We start from the raw sequence: 25,629 nt of genomic DNA on the forward strand, positions 1-25,629 counted from the left end.
ACTTGGGTTAGAGAGGGCAGAAGTTTTCTCTGACCCGGAATTCCCATGGCCGCACCCAAGAAAGCCGCCGCAGGCGCTGCACAGGACAAGACCGACGGCGGCTCGCCCCCGGAGTTCACCAGGGAGCAGGAGCTCAAGGCGCTCCGCGAGATGCTCCTGATCCGGCGGTTCGAGGAAAAGGCCGGCCAGCTCTACGGCATGGGCGCCATCGGCGGCTTCTGCCATCTCTATATCGGCCAGGAGGCCGTGGTGGTCGGCATGCAGATGGCCCTCAGGGAGGGCGATCAGGTCATCACCGGCTATCGCGATCACGGCCACATGCTGGCCACCGGCATGGAAGCCAACGGCGTGATGGCCGAGCTCACGGGTCGCCGCGGCGGCTATTCCAAGGGCAAGGGCGGCTCCATGCACATGTTCAGCAAGGAGAAGCACTTCTACGGCGGCCACGGCATCGTCGGCGCCCAGGTTTCGCTCGGCACCGGTCTTGCGTTCGCCAATCACTATCGCGGCAACGGCAATGTCAGCGTCACCTATTTCGGCGACGGCGCGGCCAACCAGGGCCAGGTCTATGAGAGCTTCAACATGGCGGAGCTCTGGAAGCTGCCGGTGATCTTCGTCATCGAGAACAACCGTTACGCCATGGGCACCGCGGTCTCGCGCGCCTCGGCCCAGCAGGATTTCTCCAAGCGCGGCGTGTCCTTCAACATCCCCGGCAAGCAGGTCGACGGCATGGACGTCCGCGCCGTCAAGGCGGCGGGCGAGGAGGCGGCGGCCTGGTGCCGCGCCGGCAAGGGCCCCTTCATCCTGGAGATGCAGACCTACCGCTATCGCGGCCACTCGATGTCCGACCCTGCGAAATATCGCACGCGCGAGGAGGTCGAGAAGGTTCGCCATGACCAGGACCCGATCGAGCAGGTGCGCAATCGCCTGCTGGCGGCCAAGGTCAGCGAGGCCGACCTCAAGGCGATCGACGCCGAGGTGCGCGACATCGTCAACGCATCCGCCGACTTTGCCCAGCATGATCCCGAGCCGGATGCCGCCGAGCTCTGGACTGACGTTTACCGCTGAACGCGCGCAAGCTTTCTTTTGGAGTCGATATGCCAATTCAAGTGCTGATGCCCGCGCTGTCGCCCACGATGGAAAAGGGCAACCTTGCCAAGTGGCTGAAGAAAGAGGGCGAGCAGATCAAGTCGGGTGACGTGATCGCCGAGATCGAGACCGACAAGGCGACCATGGAGGTCGAAGCGACCGACGAGGGTACGCTCGGCAAGATCCTGATCCCCGAGGGCACCGCCGACGTCGCGGTGAACACGCCGATCGCGACCATTCTCGCCGACGGCGAGAGCGCCGCCGATCTTGCGAAGGCGCCCGCACCGGCCGCGAAGGCGGCCGAGTCCGCTCCGCCTGCTGCTGCAAAGGCCGAGGCTCCCGCGCCGAAGGCTGCGCCCGCGCCGCAGGCTGTCGCCGAGCCGGATCCGGAAGTGCCCGCCGGCACCGAGATGGTGACGCAGACCATTCGCGAAGCCTTGCGCGACGCCATGGCCGAAGAGATGCGCCGTGACCCCGACGTCTTCGTGATGGGCGAAGAGGTCGCTGAGTATCAGGGCGCCTACAAGGTGACGCAAGGGTTGCTCCAGGAGTTCGGCGCCCGGCGCGTGATCGACACCCCGATCACCGAGCACGGCTTTGCCGGCGTCGGCGTCGGCGCCGCCATGACCGGCCTGAAGCCGATCGTCGAGTTCATGACCTTCAACTTCGCCATGCAGGCGATCGACCAGATCATCAACTCCGCCGCCAAGACGCTCTACATGTCCGGCGGCCAGATGGGCTGCTCGATCGTGTTCCGCGGTCCGAACGGCGCCGCCGCGCGCGTTGCCGCGCAGCACAGCCAGGACTATTCGGCCTGGTACTCCAACGTCCCGGGTCTCAAGGTCGTCGCGCCGTTCTCGGCCGCCGACTACAAGGGCCTGCTCAAGGCCGCGATCCGCGATCCCAATCCGGTGATCTTCCTCGAGAACGAGGTGCTGTACGGCCACACCGGCGAAGTGCCGAAGCTCGACGACTTCATCGTCCCGATCGGCAAGGCGCGCATCGTGCGCGCCGGCAGCCACGTCAGCATCATTTCCTGGTCGAACGGCATGACCTATGCGCTCAAGGCCGCCGACGAGCTCGCCAAGGAGGGCATCGAGGCCGAGGTGATCGACCTGCGCACGCTGCGCCCGATGGACACCGAGACCATCATCAACTCCGTCAAGAAGACCGGCCGTGCCGTCACGGTGGAAGAGGGCTGGGCCCAGAGTGGCGTCGGCGCCGAGATCGCCGCGCGGATCATGGAGAACGCCTTCGACTATCTGGACGCGCCTGTCGCGCGCGTTTCCGGCAAGGACGTGCCGATGCCTTATGCCGCGAACCTGGAGAAGCTTGCACTGCCGTCGGCGGCAGAAGTCGTCGAGGCCGCCAAAGCCGTCTGCTACAGGTAAACCATGGCGGGCCCGAAGGAGCAGCCACTGCCGCCCGACGTCATGACCCGCGACGACGCGGTCGAGATCTTGCGCGTGTTCGTGCTGGACGGCGGGCTGTCGATGGCGTTCCAGCGGGCCTTCGAGGAACCCGACATGTGGGGCCTCCTGCTCGTCGATCTCGCCCGCCACGCCGCGCGCGCCTATGCGCGCGAGAGCGAGTACACCGAGGAAGACGCGCTGAACCGGATCCTCGACATGTTCCAGGCCGAGATCGAGCGTCCGACGGACACCGGCACCACGACGCCGCGCGGGAAGGGGCACTGACCGTGGCGATCGAATCCCGTCATTTCGATTTCATGCTCGAGGCGATCCGCGAGGCGGAAGCCTCGATCGCACAGGGCGGCCTGCCGATCGGCGCGGTGCTGACGCGCGACGACAAGATCATCGCCCGCGGCCACAACAACCGCGTGCAGGAGAACAACGTCATCCTGCACGGCGAGATGAGCTGCCTGCGCGAGGCCGGCGCGATCACGTTCCACGACACCGTCATGTACACCACGCTGTCGCCTTGCTCGATGTGCGCCGGCGCGCTCGCGCTGTTCAAGGTCAAGCTGGTGGTGATCGGGGAGTCCGTCACCTTCGAGGGCTCCAAGGACATTCTCGACAAGTTCGGTATCCCCTGGATCGATCTTGCCGACGACCGTTCCATCACCATGATGAAGAATTGGCGTTCCGTCCCTGCCAATGAGCGCCTGTGGCAGGGCGACATCGGCAACTAAACCTGGTCTGTTCGTCTCCACTGTCGGAGGCGGCGTTTTTGCAAAGTTCTTCTTGAGGTCAGCATGCCCATCAACATCCTGATGCCCGCTCTCTCGCCGACGATGGAGAAGGGCAACCTCGCCAAATGGCTGAAGAAGGAAGGCGACAAGGTCAAATCCGGCGACGTGATCGCCGAGATCGAGACCGACAAGGCGACCATGGAGGTCGAGGCCATCGACGAGGGCACGATCGCCAAGATCCTGGTGCCCGAGGGCACGCAGGATGTGCCGGTCAACGACGTGATCGCGGTGCTCGCCGGCGAAGGCGAGGACGTGAAGGCCGCAGGCGCCGCCAAGCCCAGCGCGTCGGCTGCGCCGCCGAAGGCTGCGGAGGCTCCCGCGGCTCCGGCTGCCGCACCGGCTCCCGCTGCGCCCAAGGCTGCACCGGCGCCCGCAGCGGCTCCGGCGCCGCAGGCTGCCGCCCCTGCCGCGCAGGCCAACGGTCATGGCGGCCGCGTGTTCTCCTCGCCGCTGGCGCGGCGTCTGGCCAAGGATGCCGGCATCGATGTCGCCATGGTCACCGGTACCGGCCCGCACGGCCGCGTGGTCGCCCGCGACGTCGAGCAGGCCAAGTCCGGCAAGGGCCTCAAGGCGCCCGCGGCGGCGCCGTCAGGCGCGCCTGGAATCGCGCCCACCATGTCGGACAAGCAGATCCTGTCGCTGTTCGAGCCGGGCTCCTACGACATCGTCCCGCATGACGGCATGCGCCGCACGATCGCGCAGCGCCTGACCGCGTCGATCCAGAACGTGCCGCACTTCTTCCTCACCATCGACTGCGACATCGGCAAGCTGATGGCCGCGCGCGAGGAGATCAACGCCGCCGCGCCGAAGGACAAGGAGAAGAAGCCGCTCTACAAGATCTCGGTCAACGACTTCGTCATCAAGGCGATGGCGGTGGCGCTGCAGAAGATCCCGAACTGCAACGTCAGCTGGACCGAAAGCGGTATGGTCAAGCACCACCATTCCGACGTCGGCGTCGCCGTCGCGATGCCCGGCGGCCTGATCACGCCGATCATCCGCAAGGCCGAGACCAAGACGCTCTCGACCATCTCCAACGAGATGAAGGATTTTGCCGCGCGCGCGCGTTCGCGCAAGCTGAAGCCCGAGGAATACCAGGGCGGCACCACCGCCGTCTCCAACCTCGGCATGTACGGCATCAGCCACTTCACCGCCGTGATCAACCCGCCGCATGCCACCATCCTCGCGGTCGGCACCAGCGAGGAGCGGCCCGTCGTGCGCGGCGGCAAGATCGAGATCGCGCACATGATGAGCGTGACCTTGTCCTGCGATCACCGCGCCATCGACGGCGCGCTCGGCGCCGAACTGATCGGTGCGTTCAAGCAGCTGATCGAAAACCCCGTCATGATGATGGTCTGAGATGGCGCATGACGACGCGCTGGCCCTGGATCTCGATGCTGGTTTCGCTGATCCTCACGCTCAGCCCGCACGGCCGCGAGATCATTGACGCCGCCTTCTTCGCCGGCGAGGCGCTGTCGCGCAACATCTGGGCGCCGATCGCGCTCACCATCTTCGCCATCATGGCGGCGGTCATTCTCATGGAATGGCTGATCAGAATCTACATCCTCAATCGCCGCGCCCGCGGCGCAACGACCGCTTGAGTTGAATGGGAGCCGCCATGGCCGATACATCCTTCGACGTCATCATCATCGGCTCCGGTCCCGGCGGCTATGTCACCGCGATCCGCGCTGCCCAGCTCGGCTTCAAGGTCGCGATCGTCGAGAAGTCCTATCTCGGCGGCATCTGCCTGAACTGGGGCTGCATCCCGACCAAGGCGCTGCTGCGCTCGGCCGAGATCTATCACTACATGAAGCATGCCAAGGACTACGGCCTGTCCGCGGAGAAGGTCTCGTTCGACCCGAAGGCCGTGGTGCAGCGCTCGCGCGGCGTCTCCAAGCGGCTGAACGACGGCGTCGGCTTCCTGATGAAGAAGAACAAGGTGAGCGTGATCTGGGGCGCCGCCTCGATCGACGCGCCCGGCAAGGTCACGGTGAAGAAGTCCGACGTCGAGGGCCCCAAGGGGTCGCTGGGCGAGGGGACCTATCAGGCCAAGCACATCATCGTTGCGACCGGCGCGCGGCCGCGCGTGCTGCCAGGGCTCGAGCCCGACAAGAAGCTGATCTGGACCTACTTTGAAGCGATGGTGCCGGAGCGCATGCCGAAGTCGCTGCTGGTGGTCGGCTCCGGCGCGATCGGCATCGAGTTCGCCTCGTTCTTCCACACCATGGGCTCCGAGGTCACGGTGGTCGAGGTGCTGCCGCAGATCCTCCCCGTCGAGGACGCCGAGATCGCGGGCCTTGCGCGCAAGCGCCTGGAGAAGCTGGGCATCAAGATCATGTCCTCGACCAAGGTCACGAAGCTGGAGAAGAAGGCCGACAGCGTCGTCGCCACCATCGACGACGGCAAGGGCAAGCCTGTCACGACCGAGTTCGAGCGCGTGATCTCGGCCGTCGGCGTCGTCGGCAACATCGAGAATCTCGGCCTCGAAAAGCTGGGCGTGAAGACCGACCGCGGCTGCATCGTCATCGACGGCTACGGCAAGACCAACGTTCCCGGCATCTACGCCATCGGCGACGTCGCGGGACCCCCGATGCTCGCCCACAAGGCCGAGCACGAGGGCGTGATCTGCGTCGAGGCGATCAAGGGCCTGCATCCGCATCCCATGGACAAGAACATGATCCCGGGCTGCACCTATTGCCACCCGCAGGTCGCATCCGTCGGCCTGACCGAAGCCAAGGCCAAGGAGAGCGGCCGCGAGATCCGCGTCGGCCGCTTCCCCTTCGTCGGCAACGGCAAGGCCATCGCGCTCGGCGAGGACCAGGGCCTCGTCAAGGTCATCTTCGACAAGAAGACCGGCCAGCTGCTCGGCGCCCACATGGTCGGCGCTGAAGTGACCGAGCTGATCCAGGGATATGTCGTCGCCATGAACCTGGAGACGACGGAAGAAGAGCTGATGCACACCGTGTTCCCGCATCCGACCCTGTCGGAGATGATGAAGGAAGCCGTGCTGGATGCGTATGGGCGGGTGTTGAACATCTAGAGCGGGGCGCCCAATGGCGGCTCATGACGATTGGTCGGAGGCCGGCAATAGTATCCTTGCGCCAGAATTGTGGCCAAGGTTCGCGATATTCTGGAATGCGAGCCCGTTATTCTGGAACACCGTTTGTACGCGGGTAGTTCTGCTCCGTTGAGGTTCATCTTCGACGAATACGAAGACTTTGTCCGCCACCTGGAATTGCGCGCCCGTCCCGGCGATCATCTACTTTTTTGGGGCTACTCCGGTCTTTGCAGGGACGATAATATGTCGGTCGATGCAAAATACCCCGACGCTACGGGGCGGACCCCGCGCGGTGGCTCTTATTGAAGACGTAACTGCAAACCTCAAAACGAAAGAACAGTTGTGAAAGACAACGACAACCTCACCATCGAACGCCCGACCTTCGTCACCCATCTCGAATGCGCGATGGAGGGCGACCATTACGCCGCCGACCAGGTCCACAATCTCTCCAAGGCCGGCAAGCCGCTGCTGGTGCGCTACGACCTCGCGGGCGTGAAGAAGGCGCTGACCAAGGACGCGCTCGCCCAGCGTCCCGGCGACATGTGGCGCTACCGCGAGCTGCTGCCGGTGCGCAAATGCCAGGACATCGTCTCGCTCGGCGAGGTCACGACGCCGCTGATCCGGCTACCCAGGCTCGGCAAGAAGCTCGGCGACGGCGAGATCATCGTCAAGGACGAGGGACGGCTGCCGACCGGCTCGTTCAAGGCGCGCGGTCTGGTGATGGCGGTGTCGATGGGCAAGGCGCTCGGCATCAAGCACATGGCGATGCCGACCAACGGCAATGCCGGCGCGGCGCTCGCGGCCTATGCGACGAGCTGCGGCATCAAGACCACGATCTTCTGCCCGGCCGATACGCCCGAAGTGAATGTCAGCGAGATCGAGCTGCAGGGCGCGACCGTCTATCGCGTTAACGGCTATATCGACGATTGCGGCAAGATCGTCGGCGAGGGAAAAGCAAAAGTCGGCTGGTTCGACACCTCGACGCTGAAGGAGCCGTACCGGATCGAGGGCAAGAAGACGATGGGCCTCGAGCTTGCCGAGCAGCTCGGCTGGGACGTGCCCGACGTGATCTTCTATCCGACCGGCGGCGGCACCGGCCTGATCGGCATGTGGAAGGCGTTCGACGAGCTCGAGAAGATCGGCTTCATCGGATCGAAGCGCCCGCGTATGGTCGCGGTGCAGGCTTCCGGCTGCGCGCCGATGGTGCGGGCCTATGACGCCGGCACCGAGCACGCCACGCGCTGGGAGGATGCCCACACCATCGCCTCCGGCATCCGCGTGCCGCAGGCGATCGGCGACTTTTTGATTTTGCGCGCGGTGCGGCAGAGCAAGGGCTTTGCCATTGCCGTCGACGACGACAAGATCTCGGCGGCGCTCAACGAGGTCGCGCGCGAGGAGGGGCTGTTGCTTTGTCCCGAGGGCGCCGCGACCTACGCCGCCTACAAGGAGAGCCTTGCCGACGGCCGCGTCTCGAAGGGCGACCGCGTGATGCTGTTCAACTGCGCGACCGGCCTGAAATACCCGCTGCCGCCGGTCACCCGCACGCTCGACCGCCACAAGCCGATCGACTATTCGCAGTTCTGATCGAGACCAGCAGCCGGAGCGCGGTCAACGCGCTCCGGCGCGTCATTTGGTCTCTTCACGACTGGTCTCTCTTCCCGTACGCGGGAGGGCACAAAAACAACAAAGACATCGCTGGGGAGAACACAATGAAGAAGGCCGCCTGGGCTGGGCTGATCGGTATTCTCGCTATCGCAGGCGCCGCGCGCGCCGACGATTTCCCCTCGCGTCCCATCACTATCATCGTGCCCTTCGCCGCCGGCGGGCCCTCGGATGCGATGGCGCGCGTGCTCGCGGAACGCATGCGCGTGTCGCTGGGCCAGCCGCTGGTGATCGAGAACGTCACCGGCGCGGGCGGCTCGATCGGTGTCGCCCGCGCGGTGCAATCGCCGCCGGACGGCTACACCATCTCGTTCGGCCATCTCGGCACCCATGTCGCGAACGGCGCCGTCTACAAGCTCAAATACGATCTCGTCGCCGATCTCGAGCCGGTGGTGCTGCTGCCCAGCAACCCCATGATCGTCGTCAGCAAGAACGCGGTACCCGCGACCTCGCTGAAGGAGCTTCTGGAGTGGCTGAAGTCGCGCACCTCGCCGCCGACGGCCGGCACCGCCGGCGCGGGCTCGGGCAGCCACATCGCCGGCGTCTATTTCGAGAGCGTGTCCGGCATCAAGCTGCAATATGTGCCGTATCGCGGCACAGCGCCCGCGCTGAACGATCTGATCGCCGGCCAGATCGACGTCATCGTCGACCAGACCTCCAACTCCATCAACCAGGTCCGTGCCGGCACCATCCGCGCCTACGCCATCACCGACAGCAAGCGCCTCGCCTCGGCGCCCGACATCCCGACCGCGGAGGAGGCGGGCCTGAAGGGCTTCAACATGACGCTGTGGTCGGGCATGTGGGTGCCGAAGGGCACGCCGAAGGAGATCGTCGCCAAGCTGAATGCCGCCGCCGTGGACGCGCTGAACGATCCCGCGGTGAAGAAGCAGCTCGAAAGCCAGGGCCTGGAGATGACGCCGCAGGACCAGCTCACCCCCGAGGCACTCGGCGCGCGGCAAAAGGCCGAGATCGCCAAATGGTGGCCGATCATCAAGGCGGCGGACATCAAGGTCGATTGAGGGGCATGTTGGCCGACCATCAAGGCGGCCAACATCGCTGAGCCGGCGCTCGCAGAGGACGTAAGATGAAGTTGAAGACCATGTTGGCGGCGGCGCTATGTTCGATCGCCGCAGCCGCCACCGCAGCGCCGCCCGGCGCCAGCATCGCCGACGCTGCGCAGCTGCACCAGGAATACACCGACGTCGTGATTGCGTCGGAGCAGTGTCCGGGCGTCACGTTGGACATCAAGAAGTGGGATGGCGAGGTGCGTAAGCTGGGCGGACCCGGGGTGCTGAAGGCGTTCGACGTTTCAGAACAGGGCGGAGCGTGGCGCGACAAGCGATACGACGAGTTCAAGGCGAACCCTGCCAAGCAGTGCGCCGACGCGTTGGAGACCTACGGCCCCAAGGGCATGGGTCTGCTCCAGAGGAAGTGACGTCCTGGCCGTGAGGCTCGGCGGACGCGGCGGCACCGCATCACATCGTGGCGTCACTGGGGCCCGACAGGGCCGTCTCCAGGCATTGAAGCAGGGTTGGCGTTGAGAACGGCTTGGCGAGAAAGCAGGTCGCGCCGGCCTTCAGCGCGCGGTCGCGCACGCTCTCGTCCGGAAAAGCCGTCATGAAGATGAAGGGCGTGATGCGCCCGTGGCGGCGCATATGCGTCAGCAGCTCGACGCCGCTCATGGTCGACATCTGCACGTCCGCGATCACGCAGGAGGTCGTCTCCAGTTCGGCGGATTGGAGGAATTCATGAGCGGAGCCAAAGGTGTAGACCGTGTATCCGCGCGACGTCAGGAGGTTGTTCGTCGCCAGGCGAACGGAGGCATCATCGTCAATGACGGAAATGATCGAAGGCGCTGGCAATAGATCGCTCCTGAACGGCGAGCCGCCGGCCGCGGTTCAGCCGCCTCAGGGAAGGTGGGCCACCGGAGCGAGCTTGGAAAGCATACTTAGGTTTGCAAATGACCCCTGTTTCGCGGGATTCCGAGCGCGTCCGTCATTCTGACGAGATCGGCGAGCGACTTCGCCCCCATCTTCCGCATGATCTGCCCGCGATAGATCTTCACGGTGATCTCGGCCAATCCAAGCTCGGCGGCGACCTGCTTGTTCATCAGCCCGGAAGCAACGAGGGCCAGGACGTCGCGCTCGCGTGCCGTCAGCGCCTCGAAACGGGATCGCACACCCGAGATCGATTTCTCGGCATCGCGGCGCTTGCGATCTCTCTCGATTGCCGCCTGCACCGCATCCAGCATGTCCTGGTCGCGCACCGGCTTGGTCAGGAAATCGACGGCGCCGCTTTTCATGGCTCTCACGGTCATGGGGATGTCGCCGTGGCCGGTGATGAAGATGATGGGCGTGTGAATATTCGCCTTGGCGAGGTCCGCCTGGAGGTCGAGGCCGCTCGAGCCCGGAAGGCGGATGTCGAGCACGAGGCAACTGGGGACCGCGGGCGGCTTGGCTTCCATGATCTCCGCCGCCGAGCTGAAGGCTTCGACCTTGAGACCGACGGATTGAAAGAGATTGGTGAGCGCACGGCGCATCGACGGATCATCATCCACGATCAGAACGATCGGATCGCCGGCGCTCGGCCCGGCCTGCTTTGCATTGTCAGTCACGACGTGTCCTTGTGCGACAAGGGCAGGGCGATCTGGAATGTCGCACCGCGTCCCTCGTTTTGAAAGGCCGAAAGCCGTCCCGCATGAGCCTCGATGATCGATCGGCAGATCGAGAGTCCCATGCCCAGACCGCCGGATTTCGTCGTGAAGAAGGGGCTGAAGATGCGCTCCTTGACGTCGTTGCCGAGACCGACTCCGCGGTCCGTCACGGTGAGGAGCAGACGGTCGTCGTCATCCGCACAACACGAGCGGATCGCCAGCTCGCGCGGGCGATCGACATTGGCTTGCATCGCCTCGATGCCGTTCATCACCAAATTGATCAGCACCTGCTGGAGCTGGATCCGGTCGCCGCAGACCTGGGGCAGGTCGGACGCCAACTCCATCCGCACCGACACCCCATGGGTCGCGAGCTCGCGCCGAACGAGCGCCACGGCCTCCCTGACGACTTGGTTGATGTCGAGTGCAACGACTTCGATCTCGGTCTTCTTCGCAAGCGCCCTGATCCGGCGGATCACCTCGCTCGCGCGATTGGCGTCCTCGACGATCCATTCGGCGGAACGGCGCGCGGCTTTCAGATCGGCCGGTTCGCGGTCGAGCCAGGCGATGCAGGCGTCCGCGTTGGAGATCACCGCGGCAAGCGGCTGGGTGATTTCGTGGGCAATCGAGGTGGTCAGTTCGCCGAGTGTCGTGACGCGCGTGACGTGGGCGAGCTCGCCTTGTGCCTTGCGCAGCGCCTCTTCCGCCTGCTCGACGCGGATCGCCGCCGTGACGTCGCTGCTGACGCCGCGATAGCCGAGAAAATTGCCATTCGCGTCGTGAAAGGGCTTGCCGCTGGTGCGTACGTAGATGGGAGATCCGTTACGATCCTTGCTGCGGTAGATCAGATCGCGGAACGGAACGTGGGCATCGAGCGCCGCGCGATGCTCCTCCCATTTCTCCGGCTCGAGCTCGGCATCGGGTGGAATGTCCCAGCGGGGCAGGCCGATCACGCCCGTCGGCGGGGCGCTGGAGCTGTCGGCATGTTCCGATATCCTGGTGATGCGGTGGTCCGGCCCGGTCTCCCAGAACCAGTCCGATGCGGTTTCGGCGTAGTCGCGGAATCGCTGCTCGGATGCCTTGAGCTCGTCGAATGCCTTGTGCAGCGCATCTTTCGCCGCGAACTGCTCGGTGACGTCCACATGCGTACCGATGATCTCCATCACCTCGCCGTCGCGGCCCATCACGGGATGTCCCTCGCTGTGGACGCGTCTGATCGCGCCGTCGGGGCGCGCGATCCGGAAGTCGATCTGGAAGGGCTGCTTCTGCCGAACCGCTTCACGTTCGACCTCGATAATCCGCCGAAAGTCCTCCGGCAGGATACGTTGCTGAAAAGCCCGGGCCGGGACATCGGTCTGGTCCGGCTCAAACCCAAACAGGCGGTAGAGTTCAGCCGATCGGTAGGCGAACTCCTGGCGATGAACGTCCCAGGCCCAGCTGCTCGTCTGGCTGAGGCGCTGGGCTTCGGTTAAATAGGCTTCGCTGCGCCGCAGCCTCTGTTCCGCTTCCTTGGCAATCGTGACGTCGGTCACCGCCCCGACGAACTCGATGCGCCCGGATGGATGTCGAACCGCGCGCGCCACGGAATGCAGATATTTGACCGATCCGTCGGGCATCAGCAGGCGGTATTGGTGGTCGAAATCCTCCGCGAGGCGGTAGGCCCGCTCGAGGGTGCTGCGGACCGTATGGCGATCTTCCGGATGGATGCGCTCGAAGACGAAACCCAGGCTCGGCTTCGTCGCCGGGTCACACTGGAAGATGCGGAAGGTCTCCCTCGACCAGACGGCTTCGCCGGTCGCAAAGTTCAAGCCGAAGCTGCCGGTGTGGCTCAGTTCCTGGGCCTGGGCGAGGTAGTCCTCGCTCTGCCGCAGTGCATCCTCCGCTTCCTTGCGCTGGGTGATGTTCTCGCAGGCAACCAGCAGGATCGGCGTGCCGTCGCCGCGCAGCATCACCTTGGCGTTTTCACGGACCCAAAGTACCGACCCGTCCTTCCGGAATTTACGAATCTCCCAGGTATGCGACTGGTCCACGGTCGTCAGGCACAAGGCGACGCATTGACGTACGAAGTCGCGGTCTTCCTCGAAGAAGACGTTCAGCACGGATTGGCCGATCAGCTCGTCCGTCGTGTAGCCCAGTTGGGCGGCGCCGAACGTGTTGACGTTGAGCACCGTTCCGGCGGGATCGACCATGAAGTACATGACGGGATTGTGCTCGAACACCTCGCGCCATTGCTTCACGGCATCACGCAGGTCGGTATTCTTCCGCGAGGCGTCTACGACGGCCGGGCCGTCCTTCTCGCCGTTGCCGAATGACCGAAGCGCTGCAAGGCCGCCGAGCAGGAATTGTGCGGCCGAACTCCCGATTTTCGTGATCTGGCCAGGCATCATCGCAAGCGTTCCGGCTCGCTGGCGTCGAAGGCGAGTAGAGCACTTTGGCATAACAGGGGCAATTGCCTCCGACGCAAGTCGGATTCCTGGCAAAACTCCCGACTGCCGTGCAGCTTGCGCGCCTTGCGCCGTCACGTTGCGCGAGTGGGGAGGTCCGCAAAACTACGGCACAAACCTACGTATAGCTCGCACAACCCTAGTTCTAGCGTGCATTTACCTCCGTACAATTGAGCGGTGCGTTGCAAGGAGCCTAGTCTTGCGGCCAATCGAGAGAAGTCGATTGCGGAGCACAAATCGCCGAAATGCTCGGCGTGTTACTCCCGAAGAGCCAGGCTCTGCGTCCGTTGCCCCGACCTGCCGCATGACTTGGCGGTCGCGATCGAGAAGCCGCATTTTCCGTGACGACCGTGGCGCCTCCTGCCTTTTGCGCAGGGGGAAGCCAGGACCCCAGAGGTCAAGAGGAGAGGATCATGTGCGATAGCCCCGATGATTCCGATCGCCGTCCCGAGTCCGAAGGCTGCGCCCTCTGTGCCGGGAAGTTTGGCCTGATCCGGTACTACTCCTGGCGGACGCCGCTCTGCTCGCGGAAGTGCCTCGACCGGTTCAGGGCACGTCGCGAACGCGACCGCCGCTGGCTGTTCCAATGCCAACTGGCATGACGACCGACTGCCGCACCAAGCCCGTCAGGTCATTTTTCGTCCGGAGGCTGTGAGTTGAACCGAGGCTGCAAGCTCCTGTTGGCGATCGCGCTGCCGCTTCCGCTGGCGACGGGCGTGAAGGCCGAGGACGTTGGACGGGATGGTTCGCATCGTCACCATCCGCCTCAGGATCAAGTGCTGCACGAGAAGTTCTATTCGAACTGGCGCATGCCGGACAATCCGGTTCTGAGCTGCTGCAACAATGCGGATTGCTACCCGACCGAGATACGCTACGTCGAAGGCAGGATCTACGCACGGCGCCGGGAAGACGGGAAATACATCCTGATCCCGTCCCAGAAGGTCGAGCGCAACAGGGACAATCCCGACGGCCGCAACCATATCTGCGCGCCGCCGCCGTCCGCCTCTCTGGTCGATACGGTCTTCTGCTTCGCGCTGGGAGGTGCCACGTGAGATTCATATTGGTGAACGGCAGAACCCCGTTTCGCAAGACGTCATGTCTGTGGTGCTGCGAGGAGATCGACGGTGGCTATCTGCGCGATGCCAGGACGCTGCTGCGCTACTGCGGCTACGAGTGCTACGCAATTCACCAGGAAGCGGCGCCGTTGATCCAGGAGCGTACGCGCGCGGCGTCCTGAGCAGACAGGCAGGAAAGAGGCGAGGACACGGCATTGAGATTCATGCTCGTCAATCAGGAACATCCCCGCCACGGCGCGGCCTGCAGCGCATGCGCCCGGCCGCTGGGTTCGAGCTACGTCCGGCAGGTGTCCAGGCAAGAGCGGTATTGCGACTATGATTGCTACCGGCAAGAGACGGCCATGGACCTGTTGTGGCCCTACCACAGCGCGATCGAGACGGTCGCGGTGCTGACGGCCATCACGAGCTGGAGCTGGATGATGCAGATGGGCGCGCTCTCGCGCTCACTGGCTGAGGCATATCTGCGCGTGCACAACCTTCGAACCCTGGAAGGAGGTGACGGCTAGCCCCACGATGCCGGCCGCGCAGAACCGTCGGCCGCAGTTCCCGCGTCCAGCTTCGCGCCGCGTCCAGCCCCGGCGGTCGCGACGCTAGGGCGATGGGGCTGCGGCCGATGCCGTTGGTTCCGCGCTCACTTCGTGTGTCGTGACGCGCTGCTCGGATTTCGCGGCCATCATGCCGCTGCCCTCGAACCTTGCGCGGTAGACCAGCACGTTCTCTATCACACGCTGGACGTAGTTGCGCGTCTCGGACAGCGGGATGCGCTCGACCCAGTCGACCGGATCGACTTTGGGATCCCTGGGGTCGCCGCGGGCCTGCACCCATTCGCGCACCCGGCCGCGGCCGGCATTGTAGCCGGCGAAGGTCATGATCTGGTTGCCGCGATATTCCGACAGCAGCGCGCTGAGCTCGGCTGCGCCCATCTGCGTGTTGTAGACGGGGTCGGAGACCATCCGGTCCCAGTCATAGGTCAGGCCGAAGCGCTTGGCGGTGTCGCGGCCGGCTTCCGGCGTCACCTGCATCAGACCGACCGCGTTGGCGGGCGACTTGTCGCGCTGGTCGAACGAGCTCTCGGTGCGTGCCACCGAATAGATCACGCTGGTTTCGATCGCGGGCGCGACCTGCTTGTGTTCGGGGATGCCGATGGTCGGGAAGGCGTAATGGTCGAGCGCAAGCCCGCGCGACAGCGCCGTCTTGCCGACCTCCAGCATCACGCGGGCATCGTTGCGCCGGCCGGCGAGCTCACCGAGCGCTTCCAGCGCTGCGACGTCGGTGCTCTCCTTGGCGAAATCCTCGGCGTAGTAGAACGCCATGTCACGCTCGCCGATGCCGTAGAGCATGTCGGCAGCGCGCACGCGCTCGTCGGTCGGCGGCGTGTCGGCCGAGGCCAAAGCGGGCGAGGGCGCGCGCAACTCGATGCGGTCGATGCCGAGCCTGGCGCGGGCGAGCTGGCCGTAATAGGCGGTCGGATAGCGCGCCGCAGCCTTGTAGCTCATGCGGGCGTCGGCAGCTGCGCCCATGGCCTCGGCGGCGCGGCCCCGCCAATAATGCGCGCGCGACAGCGCGATCGGGTTGACCGAGCCCTCGTCGATCGCGGCGAAATGCACCATCGCCGTCCTGGGATCGTCGAGATAGCGCAGCGCGATCCAGCCGCACATGAAATGGTAGTCGATGCGGTAGACTTCCTTTTCCGGCACCGCCGCCGTGCGCACCACGTCGTAGGCGGTCTTGGCCTTGCCCTGGTCGAGCAGCTTGCGCGCCAGCAGGCGGCGTTCGCGCCACCAGGCATCGGTGTCCTGCGCCGCCATCGTCTCGGGCGCGGCAGCGAGGATCACTTCGGCCGCGTCGTCGATGCGGTCCTTCTGCAGATGCCATTGCGCGCGGCACAGCACATAGCCGAGATCGCGGCGCGCCTCGGCCGCGACGTCGTCGAGATAGTCCTTGGCCTTGTTCGCCTTGCCGGTGACGGCGGCGCAGGCCTTCACGATGGCCAGCGCGTCCTCGCCGAGGCGCTTGGCTGCGCGCCTTGCGCCGGCATAGTCCTTGGCACCGAGGCGCTTGTCCATGCGGGCGCGATGATCGTCGGCGGTGAGGAGATCGCGGAACGCCTCATAGGAATCTTCTTCGCTGCGCTCGGACAATTCGTCCGTGCGCCAGGCCTCGCGCACCAGCCGTGCGGCCCGGTCGGACTCGCCTTCGCTCAGCAGCACGCGGGCAAGCGCGAACTTGCCCTTGGCGCTGGTCGGCCGGTCCAGCGTGAATTTGTGCACGGTGGCCGCGTCGGACTTTTCCTGCCACAGCCGGGCCTCGGCGCGGCGGCGGAGCGGGGCGCTGCTCGGCCAGTCGGGATTGGCGGCGAGGAAGGCGGCGTAGCGCTTGAAATTCGCGGTGCTCTCGGAGTGGCGCAGCATGAACCAGTCGGCGAGCTTTTGTCCCGCCGGATCGGCGATGCGGTCGCGCGCGGCGCTGGCGTCGTCGCTCTTGCCCCGGCGCGTGAGATCGATGGCGTCCTTCAGCGCGGCGAGGTCGCCGGTGAATGCCGGCGCGGCCGGCTTCTCCGCAGGCTCGTCGTCCTGCTTCTTCGCCTTGCGCCTGGCCTCGGCGTGCTTGCCGTGACGCGACTTCGCGGCGGCGTGCCGCTGCTTGCCGGCCTTGCCGGCGGCTTTCGCTTCGTGCGTCTTCTTCGACGCGGACGATTTGTGACTGCTCTTCGCTGCCAGTTCGCACGGGAGAAGGGCCAATGCGGCCACGGCAACGACACACGCGAGCGAGCGTAGGCACTGGTTCATTGGATGGTCCCCCTGCGAAACCACTACAAACCAAGGTCCGCGACGACATGCGGCTTGAGAATCAAAAACGACACCAAAACGATGTCACGACATCGTTTCGCATTCCTCACGCTGTCGCAACAATGCGGCAAAATACGGATAGGGCCATGGAACTTCCGCAAAGGAGAAAAGGGCAGGTGCTTTAACCTTTGTTAACGATTTGGGCTCGCGCGCCGGTTGTGCGCGGTCTGGGGCGTCACGGCAGCCAGATTGCGCGTGTTCCCGCCGTCAAATCCGGTGTATGAGTTCCCTCAAACCCGTCCTTCAGCCTTTGCCCCGCACCTATGCCGATTTTCAACCAGTCGATCCGGCGCAAGATCGTCGGCATCGCCCTCGGATTGATCGTCCTGATGCTCGTCACCTCGATCCTGTCGATGGTGATGTCGAGCCAGGTCGGCGTCCTCCTGGACGAGCTGACCAACCGCTACATCCCCGCCTACGGCGACCTTGCGCGCGCCAATATCCGCTCGCTGGAGCGATCGGTGGCGCTGCGGCGCATGGTCATGATGAAGATGCAGGAGGCCTCGGACGAGGAGGCCTACGCGGCGCGCCTCAAGGAGTTCGAGGAAGCCGACCGCAGGATCGAGGAAGAGACCTCCGGCGCGCGCAAGCTCATCAACGAGATCATCGACGACAGCAGGACGCCGTCGGACAATGCCGCGCTGGCGCGGATCGACACCCGCATCGAGACCGCCGTCACCGAGCTGCGCCGCGGCATGAACGAGGACCACGCGAGGCTGCTCAGGCAGATCGACGCCAAGCAGATGCCCGAGGCGCGCAGTACGCTCGAGCACCTCGACTTCCTGCGCGACCAGTTCAACCAGAGGATCGATTCTGTCCGCGGTGACATGCTCAAGCAGGTGTTCGCCTCCACCTCGACGGTGATCCGCCACCAGCATCAGGCCATCATCATCTCGGCGGTCGTCACCGTCCTCGCGGCGGTCGTCGGCTTCGTCTTTGCGCTGATGGTCAGCAGCGGCATCACGCGGCCGGTGCGGCTGCTGCTCGCCGGCACCCGCGAGGTCGAGGCCGGGCGCTTCGACAAGACCATTTCGGTGTCGACCCAGGACGAGATCGGCGAGCTCGCGGCCGCCTTCAACCGCATGACCGAGCAGCTGCGCCACAACGAGCGCGTCCGCGAGACCTTCGGGCGCTATATCGATCCGCGGGTGGTGCAGGGGCTGATCGACCGGCCGGAGGTCGCGATCGACGGCCAGCGCCGGGTGATGACCATCATGTTCTGCGACATGAGCGGCTTCACCTCGATGAGCGAGGGCATGACGCCGCGCGGCCTCGTCAAGGTGATGAACCACTATTTCACGGTGATGTCCGCGCCGATCAGGGCGCATCGCGGCATCATCGACAAATATATCGGCGACGCCATCATGGCCTATTGGGGGCCTCCCTTCATCGAGGAGGACGAGCCGGCGCTGCTCGCCGGCCATGCCGCCATCGACATGGCCGACCAGGTGCCGGCGCTGCAGAAGCAGTTGCCGGACCTGCTCGGCATCCGCGCCATGCCCGGTCCCTGCGATCTGCGCATCGGCATCGCCACCGGCGAGGTCCTGACCGGAAGCATCGGCTCCGAGCTGATGATGAGCTTCACCGTGATGGGCGACGCCGTGAACCTCGCCTCGCGCCTCGAGCTCGTCAACAAGGTCTACGGTACCCGCATCCTGATCTCGCAGGCCACCGCGGATGCGGTCGGATCGAACCTCGAGCTGCGCGAGATCGATCGCCTCGCGGTTGCCGGCCAGAGCGCGCCGCAGCCGATCTTCGAGGTGATGAGCAAGGCGCACGGCCTGAGCGTGCCGCAGGAGGCCTTGCGTACGCACTATGCCGCAGGTCTCGCCGCCTATCGCGCGCAACGTTTCGACGAGGCCCGCAGCGCTTTCGGCGCTGCGCTCGAAGCCGTTCCCGGCGATGGCCCCTCGCGCACGCTGCTCGATCGCATCGCGCAGTTCGAGGCAAATCCGCCGGACGCGGGATGGGACGGCGCCTGGCGGCTGGAGCAGAAATAAGCCGCCCGCTACCGTCGCGACGCCTGCGGCGACGAAAATTGATTCTACTCCATAACGATGTTCGCCGTGACCTATTTCCCGGGCTTAGGTTGAGTGTCCTTGAGGCGTTTGATGGGGACACGCCGATGACAGAACTTGAGGACAGGCTGGAACGTTTCGAGACGCTCACCGCCGAATGCGAGCTGATCGCCAAGCTCGCCACCGACAGCACCAAGCGCGAATTCTATCTCAAGCTCGCCGGGCACTATTACGAGCTGGCGAATGAGACGCGCCGCGCGGTCGCGACCAAAGCTGCGGCTTGAGGCAGGAACGTTAGCGCCGCTTGATGCGGAACCCGTGCGGCACCGCGGGCTTGCGCCTGAAAGCCGTTTTTAACGTTTCGCGTGCATTCTTGATCGTGTGCGAGGGACGCCGCGTGGCGTCGTTCCCCGCGATGGGAATGCCGGGGTCCGTTGCGGCGCAGCGTGCCTCGTGGTCGTCACTTTGACCCGTGTTTCTCTCAGGCGATCCCATGCGTGTTCTGTTGTTGCTCGTGCTTGCGTTCACGATGGCGGCCTGCAACCAGGAGCAGGACATCACCGGCTCGACCGCGGTCTGTCCGATGCGCAGCTACACCTCGTACAATCCTCGCGACATGAACCAGTGCGTGGCCGCCTGCAAGGCGTGCGACCACGGCAATACGGTCACCTGCACGACGTCCTGCAGCCTCAAGGGCGCGCACTGAGGCGGTTTGCGTGGGATCGCAACGGCGCGGAACTCCGCCCGTCGTTGCGCGGCCGGCGCTGACGGTGCCGAGACACCGGAACGATTCACCTGTGTTGATCATTGAAGGGGCGGGCAGGACGCGGAGTCCGATGGAATGGGTATGCTCGATCCCGGACGGTTCCTGGTGTCGTGCTCGCATTGCGAGGCATGGCCGATGGCGGCCAATGTGAAGCGCTCGAGCTGGTCGGCATCCCCGCACGAGGTCCGCTTCGTGTGCCCGCGCTGCCGTCGCGAGGAGACCGCGATCATTTCCGCCTCCGGGCAGCTGATGCCGGTCAAGCGCGTTGAAGTCCCGCCGCGGGACGTCACCGCGGCCTGGGCTCAGGCCCAGCGGCCAAGAGGGCGGGCGTAGCGAGCCCGTCTCCAGCGCAAGAGGGCGGGCGTTGCCCGACCGTCTTAGGTGCAAGAGGGCGGGCGTAGCCCGCGCTGATCCCGTTTTGGAACCCGGCCGATCGTCCGACGTTTCCGCTCCGACATCCAACGCGACCGAGGCCGTGCGAATGATCAGCGAGCACTTCGACACCCGCACCCGCATCAACATGAAGCTGGCCCTGGACCGGGTCTGCCGCAATCGCCCCGACGGCGAGGTTCATGGCTTCCGCAGATCGGTCGCCGAAAACATCATCCGCTGTGCGCTGGCAGGCCGGACCGGCATCGGCCAGCTCGTCGACGCTGGCGAGCGGGCCATGATCACGACGCGCGCCGAGCAAGAGCCCGCCTAGCACCGGCCGCTTCTCGCATGCATGTCATATCGAGGCCCCCGGCGGATGTGCTAGGATCGGGACCGGAGATCCATGATGCCCGCCGAAATGCCTTCGCCCGAGATTGATCGTTTCCGCCTTCGTCCGGTGGCGCCGCGCCTTGCGCCGCTGTTCTGCTTCGCGCTGCTGACCGCGACGTGCGCGCTTGCGAGCTTTGCGCTGGCCTGTGCGACGCCGTTCGCGGCCTTCGCCGTCGTTGCGGCCGCGGCGCTGCCGCTGCGGCCGGCGCTTCTCGTGGTCGCCGGCGCCTGGCTCGTGAACCAGGGCATCGGCTTCGGCGCGCTGCATTACCCGATCGACGGCAGCACCATCGCCTGGGGCTTTGTCATCGGCGCGGCGGCGCTGCTGGCGACCGCGGCGGCATCGGCCGTGCTCCGCACGCTGCCGCAGGGCCGCACGCCGCTGATGCTGGCGATCGCGCTGGTTGCCGCCTATGCGGCCTACGAGCTCGCGCTGCTGGCCGCGACGCCGTTCCTCGGCGGCGAGGGCGCCTTCACCGCCGCCATCGTGACGCGGCTTGGGTTCCTCAGCGCCGTCTGGCTCGCCGGCCTCGTCGCGGCCTGCGAGATCGCCCGCCTGCTCGCTCCGTTCGGCCGCAAAGTGCGGAGCGCATGAGCGCCTCCTAGCCGCGCCCCGTGCGCGGCTCCAGCCACCTCATGATCACCGCGCACGGCGTCTGGCGGCGGCGCGGCAGCCTGTGCCGCTCGCTCGCATCCTGTGCGAAGGCGAGGGCCTGCTGGCTTGATCGGCGCTGTTCGGGGGCACGTGCCATCCATTCGCGGATGACGGCGCGCCGTGTCTTCGACTTCAACATGGGAGAGGGCTCCGTAAAGCGGGATCGAGCAGGGCCGGATCAAGCCGTTCGGCTCCTCCGGCCCCTGCGTGACCGGCGGCGGGCCTAGGCTGCCTTTTGCATCGGATAGGCCTGCGAGCGTCGTGCGAGCAGGGCGCTGCCGCAGGGATGTTCGGCGCCTTGCAGCACGATGAAGCCACGCTTCGCCACTGCGGCGCGAAGGTTGTCCTTCGCTGCCGGCTTCTGCGCGTCGAGCCAGATCACCAGCACGGCGCGCGGGCCGAGGAAGCCGTCGAGCCAATCCATGGCCGCATCGAGCGCGCCGAGCGGGCGCCGCCGCCAGTCCACCAGGGCTGCGTCGTACTGGGCGGCCGGGAGGCCGCAATTGCCGGCCGATGCCGCCAGAAAATATCCGCGCCGTTGCAGATCCATCATCAATTCGATGCTCTTCGCACCGACCACGACAATGCGCTGCCCTGGCGAGCAGCCTGCGAGCGCGATCATGGGGTCAATGATCCTGTCGCCGACCTCTGAGGTAGACATGAGTTCACCGGTTCTGTTGGTGTTGCCTGGCAGGGCTGGCCGAACCTTGCGGGACAGAAGCGGCGGCGTGCCGCGCTGTCGCCTCGTTCGCGTCCCTGCGCTCGGTCGCGCCGACAGGCGTGACCGGCTCGATATGTTGCCGGCGGCGATATGATTTCGAGATGAGCGCGGCCGCGATCGTATAGGTTCGGCATAGGACCACTACGCCGCGCCTAGAAACTGGCGGTCCGATCCCCATCGCATTCAAACATGTCCGCCGTCATGTTCTGACCAATAGATGCAACCCTTTGTGGGAGGTCAGGATGCCGGCATATCGCGCCTTCGTCGTCGGACGGCACAGCGTACCGATCGGCGTGGTTCAGATCGATTGCGCCGACGATGACGCGGCGATCTCCCGCGCCGCCAAGCTCGTCGACAGCCACGATGTGGAGCTCTGGCAGCGCGATCGCCCGGTCGCGCGCTTCGAAGCGCAGTCCGGACACATGCACCGGAAATAGGTCGCGGATAGCGTGTTGCCGGACGGGCAAAACATCTGACAATTTCGGCGAGGGCCGCGGCGTACTGGATTCCTCGCCTTCGCGGGAATGACAGCGGAGGACGGCGCCATTGCCTCACGCGCCGTCATTGCGAGCGCAGCAGCCTGCCAAGCACCCAGGCCTCGTAGGGTGGGCAAAGCGTAGCGTGCCCACGTCGATGCGCGTCGTGGCGGGATTGGTGGGCATGGCGCTTTGCGCCTTTGCCCACCCTACGGCATTGCGCCGCGTCGCTTGCACCTCCAGCCACAAGCGCGACGCGCCCGCGCGAGATATCGACGGGATCGGCGGCGAGGGCGACTCAGTTGCGGGTTCGTCCGTCCTTATCGCAAAGCCGCGTGCGTTCTGCGTGTCGAAAAATCTCCAGTTGTGGACCGTCATCTTTGCGAAGGTATCGCGGTAGCTTTCCCCGTGTCTTCCCGGTAACGATTGTGCCGTCTGCGCAACACTCACGGTGGATTTAACCCTCATCACGGGTCGTTCGCATCAGCGCCGCTTTTTGGCCACACCCGAACATGAATAAAATCACTCTAAGTTTTAGGCAGCGGCGATCCATCAGGCGGCAACGGGAAATCCCAAGGTCGATTCAAATCTTGGCTCTGATTTTTCGGGTCTGAAAGGGTTGACCGGGGAAACTGGTTTGCGATGGGCGCGAAGATTGACAAGCAGAGGCTGCCGAGCCGTCACGTGACGGAAGGCCCTGCGCGCGCGCCGCACCGGTCCTACTTCTACGCCATGGGTCTGACCACCGAGCAGATCCACCAGCCCTTTGTCGGCGTCGCCTCGTGCTGGAACGAGGCCGCGCCCTGCAACATCGCCCTGATGCGCCAGGCGCAGGCGGTGAAGAAGGGCGTCGCGTCCGCCGGCGGCACGCCGCGCGAATTCTGCACCATCACCGTCACCGACGGCATCGCCATGGGCCATGACGGCATGCGCTCCTCGCTGCCGTCGCGCGAATGTATCGCCGACTCGGTCGAACTGACCGTCCGCGGCCATGCCTACGACGCGCTTGTGGGTCTGGCCGGCTGCGACAAGTCGCTGCCGGGCATGATGATGGCGATGGTCCGCCTCAACGTGCCGTCGATCTTCATCTACGGCGGCTCGATCCTGCCCGGCAATTTCCGCGGCCAGCAGGTCACCGTGCAGGACATGTTCGAGGCCGTCGGCAAGCACTCGGTCGGCGCCATGTCGGACGAGGACCTCGACGAGATCGAGCGCGTGGCGTGCCCCTCGGCGGGCGCCTGCGGCGCGCAGTTCACCGCCAACACCATGGCGACCGTCTCGGAAGCCATCGGCCTTGCGCTGCCTTACTCGGCCGGTGCCCCGGCACCGTACGAGATCCGCGACGCGTTCTGCATGACCGCGGGCGAGAAGGTGATGGACCTGATCGCCCAGAACATCCGGCCGCGCGACATCGTCACCCGCAAGGCGCTGGAGAATGCCGCGGCCGTCGTCGCCGCGTCCGGCGGCTCGACCAATGCTGCACTGCACCTGCCGGCGATCGCCCATGAGTGCGGCATCAAGTTCGACCTGTTCGACGTCGCCGAAATCTTCAAAAAGACACCTTATGTCGCGGATTTGAAGCCGGGCGGCCGTTATGTCGCCAAAGACATGTTTGAAGTAGGTGGCATACCGCTTCTGATGAAGACGCTGCTCGACAACGGATTTCTCCACGGCGACTGCATTACGGTCACCGGTCGAACGATCGCCGAAAACCTCAAAAGCGTGAAATGGAATCCGCACCAGGACGTGGTGCACCCGGCAGATAAACCCATCACTGTCACCGGTGGTGTGGTCGGTCTGAAGGGCAATTTGGCGCCAGAAGGTGCGATCGTGAAAGTCGCGGGAATGTCCAACCTCAAGTTTACCGGTCCGGCCAGGTGCTTCGACCGTGAGGAGGACGCGTTCCAGGCTGTCCAGAACCGCACCTATCGCGAAGGCGAAGTCATCGTGATCCGCTACGAGGGCCCCAAGGGCGGCCCCGGCATGCGGGAAATGCTCCAGACCACCGCGGCGCTGACCGGCCAGGGCATGGGCGGCAAGATCGCGCTCATCACCGACGGCCGCTTCTCCGGCGCGACCCGCGGCTTCTGCATCGGCCATGTCGGGCCCGAGGCGGCGGTCGGCGGCCCGATCGGGCTGCTCGAGGACGGCGACATCATCGAGATCGACGCCGACGTCGGTACCCTTAACGTAAAATTGAGTGACGCTGAGCTGGCTCAGCGCAAGACCAAATGGGCCGCTCGCGCGACTAACCACACGTCGGGTGCGCTCTGGAAATATGCTCAGCAGGTTGGACCAGCGGTCGGGGGGGCAGTGACCCATCCGGGCGGCGCGCACGAGAAGCAGTGCTATGCGGACATCTAGGCGTGCCATTGTTGCGTTTGTGTTGGGGGCCAGTGCGCTGGCCGCGCCCGCGTTCGCCTTCGACGGCGCGCCGGTCAACAAGGACGCGGCTCTCCCTGTCGTGACGACCTTGCCGGGCGCCGCACCGACCGTGCGCAGCCGGACCGCGCCGGTCACCGCGCCCCAGGAAACCTCGCTCAGCGCCCTGCAATATGCCGCCGAGGGCGGTCATCCCATCGCGCAGTGGAAGCTCGGCCGCATGTATGCCAATGGCGACGGCGTCGCCCAGGACGATCTGCGTGCCTTCGAATATTTCAGCCGGATCGCCAACGCCCATGCCGAGGACAGCCCGTCGGCGCCGCAGGCGCAGGTCGTGGCCAACGCCTTCGTCGCGCTCGGCCGCTACTATCTCGCCGGCATCCCGAACTCGAAGATCAAGGCCGACCCGGACCGGGCGCGGGAGATGTTCTCCTACGCGGCCTCCTATTTCGGCAATGCGGACGCCCAGTACGATCTCGCCCGCCTGTATCTGAAGACGCCGGACGCCTCGCGCGAGGACTTCCGCTACGGCGCCCGCTGGCTCGGGCTTGCCGCCCAGAAGGGTCAGCACGAGGCGCAGGCCCTGCTTGGCCAGATGCTGTTCAACGGCGACCGCCTGCCGCGGCAGGCCGCGCGCGGCCTGATGTGGCTGACCCTGGCGCGCGACAGCGCCGGCGCCGAGGAGACCTGGATCAAGGAAAGCTACAACCGCGCCTTCGCCAAGGCGTCCGACGACGACCGCGCCATGTGCCTGCAAATGCTGGAACAGTGGGTGCAGGGGCGCCGGGAGTAAGCTCGGTCCCGTAGGGCGG

Annotated in this window: 29 protein-coding genes; 23 read left to right on the plus strand and 6 right to left on the minus strand. The window is 65.4% G+C overall.

Annotation, left to right across the window (positions count from 1 at the left end; all coding sequences use genetic code 11):
- Positions 1-45 precede the first annotated feature (45 nt).
- The 10 genes from pdhA to A7X65_RS05625 all read left to right on the plus strand — a co-directional run bounded on the left by pdhA (position 46) and on the right by A7X65_RS05625 (position 9,453).
- Complete coding sequence (gene pdhA, locus A7X65_RS05575) at positions 46-1,068, plus strand: pyruvate dehydrogenase (acetyl-transferring) E1 component subunit alpha (protein WP_063683288.1); 1,023 nt, start codon at positions 46-48, stop codon at positions 1,066-1,068.
- Between the two features lie 29 nt (positions 1,069-1,097).
- A complete protein-coding gene (locus A7X65_RS05580) occupies positions 1,098-2,480 on the plus strand; it encodes a pyruvate dehydrogenase complex E1 component subunit beta (RefSeq protein ID WP_063683289.1) in 1,383 nt (460 codons plus the stop codon).
- A 3-nt stretch (positions 2,481-2,483) separates the two neighbouring features.
- Positions 2,484-2,786, plus strand: coding sequence for a DUF5076 domain-containing protein (locus A7X65_RS05585; protein ID WP_008547332.1), 303 nt, complete (start codon positions 2,484-2,486; stop codon positions 2,784-2,786).
- A gap of 2 nt (positions 2,787-2,788) precedes the next feature.
- Positions 2,789-3,241, plus strand: a complete 453-nt coding sequence (locus A7X65_RS05590) for a nucleoside deaminase (RefSeq protein WP_082884836.1) — start codon at positions 2,789-2,791, stop codon at positions 3,239-3,241.
- A 63-nt stretch (positions 3,242-3,304) separates the two neighbouring features.
- Entirely contained in the window at positions 3,305-4,657 is a 1,353-nt protein-coding gene (locus A7X65_RS05595) for a pyruvate dehydrogenase complex dihydrolipoamide acetyltransferase (protein WP_063683290.1), read from the plus strand.
- 8 nt (positions 4,658-4,665) lie between these two features.
- The gene (locus A7X65_RS05600) at positions 4,666-4,899 is read left to right on the plus strand and encodes a hypothetical protein (protein ID WP_063683291.1); all 234 of its coding nucleotides are present in this window, start codon (positions 4,666-4,668) and stop codon (positions 4,897-4,899) included.
- 17 nt (positions 4,900-4,916) lie between these two features.
- Positions 4,917-6,338 carry a dihydrolipoyl dehydrogenase gene (gene lpdA / locus A7X65_RS05605; protein ID WP_063683292.1) on the plus strand — a complete coding sequence of 474 codons (1,422 nt, stop codon included), beginning with the start codon at positions 4,917-4,919 and terminating at the stop codon, positions 6,336-6,338.
- A 360-nt stretch (positions 6,339-6,698) separates the two neighbouring features.
- Positions 6,699-7,940 (plus strand): threonine synthase, encoded by a 1,242-nt coding sequence (locus tag A7X65_RS05615; RefSeq protein ID WP_063683294.1) that lies wholly within the window; start codon positions 6,699-6,701, stop codon positions 7,938-7,940.
- Between the two features lie 125 nt (positions 7,941-8,065).
- The gene (locus A7X65_RS05620; protein WP_063683295.1) at positions 8,066-9,037 is read left to right on the plus strand and encodes a tripartite tricarboxylate transporter substrate binding protein BugD; all 972 of its coding nucleotides are present in this window, start codon (positions 8,066-8,068) and stop codon (positions 9,035-9,037) included.
- Positions 9,038-9,102: 65 nt separating this feature from the next.
- Complete coding sequence (locus A7X65_RS05625) at positions 9,103-9,453, plus strand: hypothetical protein (protein WP_063683296.1); 351 nt, start codon at positions 9,103-9,105, stop codon at positions 9,451-9,453.
- Positions 9,454-9,493: 40 nt separating this feature from the next.
- On the opposite strand, the gene A7X65_RS05630 is transcribed toward A7X65_RS05625, so the two are convergent.
- From A7X65_RS05630 to A7X65_RS05640, 3 genes are all read right to left on the minus strand, one after another.
- Positions 9,494-9,880 (minus strand): response regulator transcription factor, encoded by a 387-nt coding sequence (locus A7X65_RS05630; RefSeq protein ID WP_063683297.1) that lies wholly within the window; start codon positions 9,878-9,880, stop codon positions 9,494-9,496.
- Between the two features lie 86 nt (positions 9,881-9,966).
- Positions 9,967-10,632, minus strand: a complete 666-nt coding sequence (locus A7X65_RS05635) for a response regulator transcription factor (protein WP_063683298.1) — start codon at positions 10,630-10,632, stop codon at positions 9,967-9,969.
- Positions 10,629-13,055, minus strand: coding sequence for a PAS domain-containing sensor histidine kinase (locus A7X65_RS05640; RefSeq protein WP_063683299.1), 2,427 nt, complete (start codon positions 13,053-13,055; stop codon positions 10,629-10,631). The genes A7X65_RS05635 and A7X65_RS05640 overlap by 4 nt, the downstream gene beginning before the upstream one ends.
- Positions 13,056-13,768: 713 nt before the next feature.
- On the opposite strand from A7X65_RS05640, the gene A7X65_RS05645 reads away from it, so the two are divergent.
- From A7X65_RS05645 to A7X65_RS43090, 3 genes are all read left to right on the plus strand, one after another.
- Positions 13,769-14,164: a hypothetical protein gene (locus tag A7X65_RS05645; protein ID WP_063683300.1), complete on the plus strand. Its 396-nt coding sequence runs from the start codon at positions 13,769-13,771 to the stop codon at positions 14,162-14,164.
- On the plus strand, positions 14,161-14,349 hold the full coding sequence (locus A7X65_RS41490) for a hypothetical protein (protein WP_145665742.1): 189 nt from the start codon (positions 14,161-14,163) through the stop codon (positions 14,347-14,349). Before A7X65_RS05645 ends, A7X65_RS41490 begins: the two co-directional genes overlap by 4 nt.
- Positions 14,350-14,529: 180 nt before the next feature.
- Positions 14,530-14,694 (plus strand): hypothetical protein, encoded by a 165-nt coding sequence (locus A7X65_RS43090; RefSeq protein WP_245323281.1) that lies wholly within the window; start codon positions 14,530-14,532, stop codon positions 14,692-14,694.
- Between the two features lie 84 nt (positions 14,695-14,778).
- On the opposite strand, the gene A7X65_RS05655 is transcribed toward A7X65_RS43090, so the two are convergent.
- Complete coding sequence (locus A7X65_RS05655) at positions 14,779-16,977, minus strand: lytic transglycosylase domain-containing protein (protein ID WP_063683302.1); 2,199 nt, start codon at positions 16,975-16,977, stop codon at positions 14,779-14,781.
- A 323-nt stretch (positions 16,978-17,300) separates the two neighbouring features.
- Between A7X65_RS05655 and A7X65_RS05660 the strand changes: the two genes are divergently transcribed.
- The 6 genes from A7X65_RS05660 (at position 17,301) to A7X65_RS05680 (ending at position 21,178) form a co-directional block, all read left to right on the plus strand.
- Positions 17,301-19,037 carry an adenylate/guanylate cyclase domain-containing protein gene (locus tag A7X65_RS05660; RefSeq protein WP_063683303.1) on the plus strand — a complete coding sequence of 579 codons (1,737 nt, stop codon included), beginning with the start codon at positions 17,301-17,303 and terminating at the stop codon, positions 19,035-19,037.
- 125 nt (positions 19,038-19,162) lie between these two features.
- Positions 19,163-19,339 carry a hypothetical protein gene (locus tag A7X65_RS42500; RefSeq protein ID WP_167358208.1) on the plus strand — a complete coding sequence of 59 codons (177 nt, stop codon included), beginning with the start codon at positions 19,163-19,165 and terminating at the stop codon, positions 19,337-19,339.
- Between the two features lie 209 nt (positions 19,340-19,548).
- Positions 19,549-19,761, plus strand: coding sequence for a hypothetical protein (locus A7X65_RS05665; protein WP_063683304.1), 213 nt, complete (start codon positions 19,549-19,551; stop codon positions 19,759-19,761).
- 135 nt (positions 19,762-19,896) lie between these two features.
- Positions 19,897-20,154: a hypothetical protein gene (locus A7X65_RS05670; RefSeq protein WP_063683305.1), complete on the plus strand. Its 258-nt coding sequence runs from the start codon at positions 19,897-19,899 to the stop codon at positions 20,152-20,154.
- Positions 20,155-20,302: 148 nt separating this feature from the next.
- The gene (locus tag A7X65_RS05675; RefSeq protein ID WP_063683306.1) at positions 20,303-20,524 is read left to right on the plus strand and encodes a hypothetical protein; all 222 of its coding nucleotides are present in this window, start codon (positions 20,303-20,305) and stop codon (positions 20,522-20,524) included.
- 72 nt (positions 20,525-20,596) lie between these two features.
- A complete protein-coding gene (locus A7X65_RS05680; protein WP_208608599.1) occupies positions 20,597-21,178 on the plus strand; it encodes a hypothetical protein in 582 nt (193 codons plus the stop codon).
- 7 nt (positions 21,179-21,185) lie between these two features.
- On the opposite strand, the gene A7X65_RS05685 is transcribed toward A7X65_RS05680, so the two are convergent.
- Both A7X65_RS05685 and A7X65_RS05690 read right to left on the minus strand, forming a co-directional pair.
- Positions 21,186-21,377, minus strand: a complete 192-nt coding sequence (locus A7X65_RS05685) for a hypothetical protein (RefSeq protein ID WP_063683307.1) — start codon at positions 21,375-21,377, stop codon at positions 21,186-21,188.
- Positions 21,378-21,461: 84 nt separating this feature from the next.
- Positions 21,462-21,899, minus strand: a complete 438-nt coding sequence (locus A7X65_RS05690; protein ID WP_145665724.1) for a hypothetical protein — start codon at positions 21,897-21,899, stop codon at positions 21,462-21,464.
- Between the two features lie 302 nt (positions 21,900-22,201).
- On the opposite strand from A7X65_RS05690, the gene A7X65_RS05695 reads away from it, so the two are divergent.
- From A7X65_RS05695 to A7X65_RS05710, 4 genes are all read left to right on the plus strand, one after another.
- Positions 22,202-22,396, plus strand: coding sequence for a hypothetical protein (locus A7X65_RS05695; protein ID WP_063683309.1), 195 nt, complete (start codon positions 22,202-22,204; stop codon positions 22,394-22,396).
- Between the two features lie 184 nt (positions 22,397-22,580).
- Complete coding sequence (locus A7X65_RS05700) at positions 22,581-22,835, plus strand: hypothetical protein (RefSeq protein WP_156527651.1); 255 nt, start codon at positions 22,581-22,583, stop codon at positions 22,833-22,835.
- 242 nt (positions 22,836-23,077) lie between these two features.
- Complete coding sequence (gene ilvD / locus A7X65_RS05705; RefSeq protein WP_063683311.1) at positions 23,078-24,799, plus strand: dihydroxy-acid dehydratase; 1,722 nt, start codon at positions 23,078-23,080, stop codon at positions 24,797-24,799.
- On the plus strand, positions 24,786-25,610 hold the full coding sequence (locus tag A7X65_RS05710) for a tetratricopeptide repeat protein (protein WP_063683312.1): 825 nt from the start codon (positions 24,786-24,788) through the stop codon (positions 25,608-25,610). Before ilvD ends, A7X65_RS05710 begins: the two co-directional genes overlap by 14 nt.
- Positions 25,611-25,629: the final 19 nt, after the last annotated feature.

It is taken from the genome of Bradyrhizobium stylosanthis (assembly GCF_001641335.1).
Lineage (GTDB): Bacteria > Pseudomonadota > Alphaproteobacteria > Rhizobiales > Xanthobacteraceae > Bradyrhizobium > Bradyrhizobium stylosanthis.

What these genes read in the sequence shown, in the direction of transcription:
- A7X65_RS05670 (WP_063683305.1), top strand. Translation starts at nt 19,897, where the DNA reads ATGGGTATGCTCGATCCCGGACGGTTCCTGGTGTCGTGCTCGCATTGC.
- A7X65_RS05690 (WP_145665724.1), bottom strand. Translation starts at nt 21,899, where the DNA reads ATGTCTACCTCAGAGGTCGGCGACAGGATCATTGACCCCATGATCGCG.
- A7X65_RS05680 (WP_208608599.1), top strand. Translation starts at nt 20,597, where the DNA reads ATGATGCCCGCCGAAATGCCTTCGCCCGAGATTGATCGTTTCCGCCTT.
- A7X65_RS05675 (WP_063683306.1), top strand. Translation starts at nt 20,303, where the DNA reads ATGATCAGCGAGCACTTCGACACCCGCACCCGCATCAACATGAAGCTG.
- pdhA (WP_063683288.1), top strand. Translation starts at nt 46, where the DNA reads ATGGCCGCACCCAAGAAAGCCGCCGCAGGCGCTGCACAGGACAAGACC.
- A7X65_RS05710 (WP_063683312.1), top strand. Translation starts at nt 24,786, where the DNA reads ATGCGGACATCTAGGCGTGCCATTGTTGCGTTTGTGTTGGGGGCCAGT.
- A7X65_RS43090 (WP_245323281.1), top strand. Translation starts at nt 14,530, where the DNA reads ATGGACCTGTTGTGGCCCTACCACAGCGCGATCGAGACGGTCGCGGTG.
- A7X65_RS05600 (WP_063683291.1), top strand. Translation starts at nt 4,666, where the DNA reads ATGACGACGCGCTGGCCCTGGATCTCGATGCTGGTTTCGCTGATCCTC.
- A7X65_RS05695 (WP_063683309.1), top strand. Translation starts at nt 22,202, where the DNA reads ATGCCGGCATATCGCGCCTTCGTCGTCGGACGGCACAGCGTACCGATC.
- A7X65_RS05665 (WP_063683304.1), top strand. Translation starts at nt 19,549, where the DNA reads ATGCGTGTTCTGTTGTTGCTCGTGCTTGCGTTCACGATGGCGGCCTGC.
- A7X65_RS05580 (WP_063683289.1), top strand. Translation starts at nt 1,098, where the DNA reads ATGCCAATTCAAGTGCTGATGCCCGCGCTGTCGCCCACGATGGAAAAG.
- A7X65_RS05640 (WP_063683299.1), bottom strand. Translation starts at nt 13,055, where the DNA reads ATGATGCCTGGCCAGATCACGAAAATCGGGAGTTCGGCCGCACAATTC.
- A7X65_RS05625 (WP_063683296.1), top strand. Translation starts at nt 9,103, where the DNA reads ATGAAGTTGAAGACCATGTTGGCGGCGGCGCTATGTTCGATCGCCGCA.
- A7X65_RS05595 (WP_063683290.1), top strand. Translation starts at nt 3,305, where the DNA reads ATGCCCATCAACATCCTGATGCCCGCTCTCTCGCCGACGATGGAGAAG.
- A7X65_RS42500 (WP_167358208.1), top strand. Translation starts at nt 19,163, where the DNA reads ATGACAGAACTTGAGGACAGGCTGGAACGTTTCGAGACGCTCACCGCC.
- A7X65_RS05655 (WP_063683302.1), bottom strand. Translation starts at nt 16,977, where the DNA reads ATGAACCAGTGCCTACGCTCGCTCGCGTGTGTCGTTGCCGTGGCCGCA.
- A7X65_RS05585 (WP_008547332.1), top strand. Translation starts at nt 2,484, where the DNA reads ATGGCGGGCCCGAAGGAGCAGCCACTGCCGCCCGACGTCATGACCCGC.
- A7X65_RS05660 (WP_063683303.1), top strand. Translation starts at nt 17,301, where the DNA reads ATGCCGATTTTCAACCAGTCGATCCGGCGCAAGATCGTCGGCATCGCC.
- lpdA (WP_063683292.1), top strand. Translation starts at nt 4,917, where the DNA reads ATGGCCGATACATCCTTCGACGTCATCATCATCGGCTCCGGTCCCGGC.
- A7X65_RS05685 (WP_063683307.1), bottom strand. Translation starts at nt 21,377, where the DNA reads ATGTTGAAGTCGAAGACACGGCGCGCCGTCATCCGCGAATGGATGGCA.
- ilvD (WP_063683311.1), top strand. Translation starts at nt 23,078, where the DNA reads ATGGGCGCGAAGATTGACAAGCAGAGGCTGCCGAGCCGTCACGTGACG.
- A7X65_RS05620 (WP_063683295.1), top strand. Translation starts at nt 8,066, where the DNA reads ATGAAGAAGGCCGCCTGGGCTGGGCTGATCGGTATTCTCGCTATCGCA.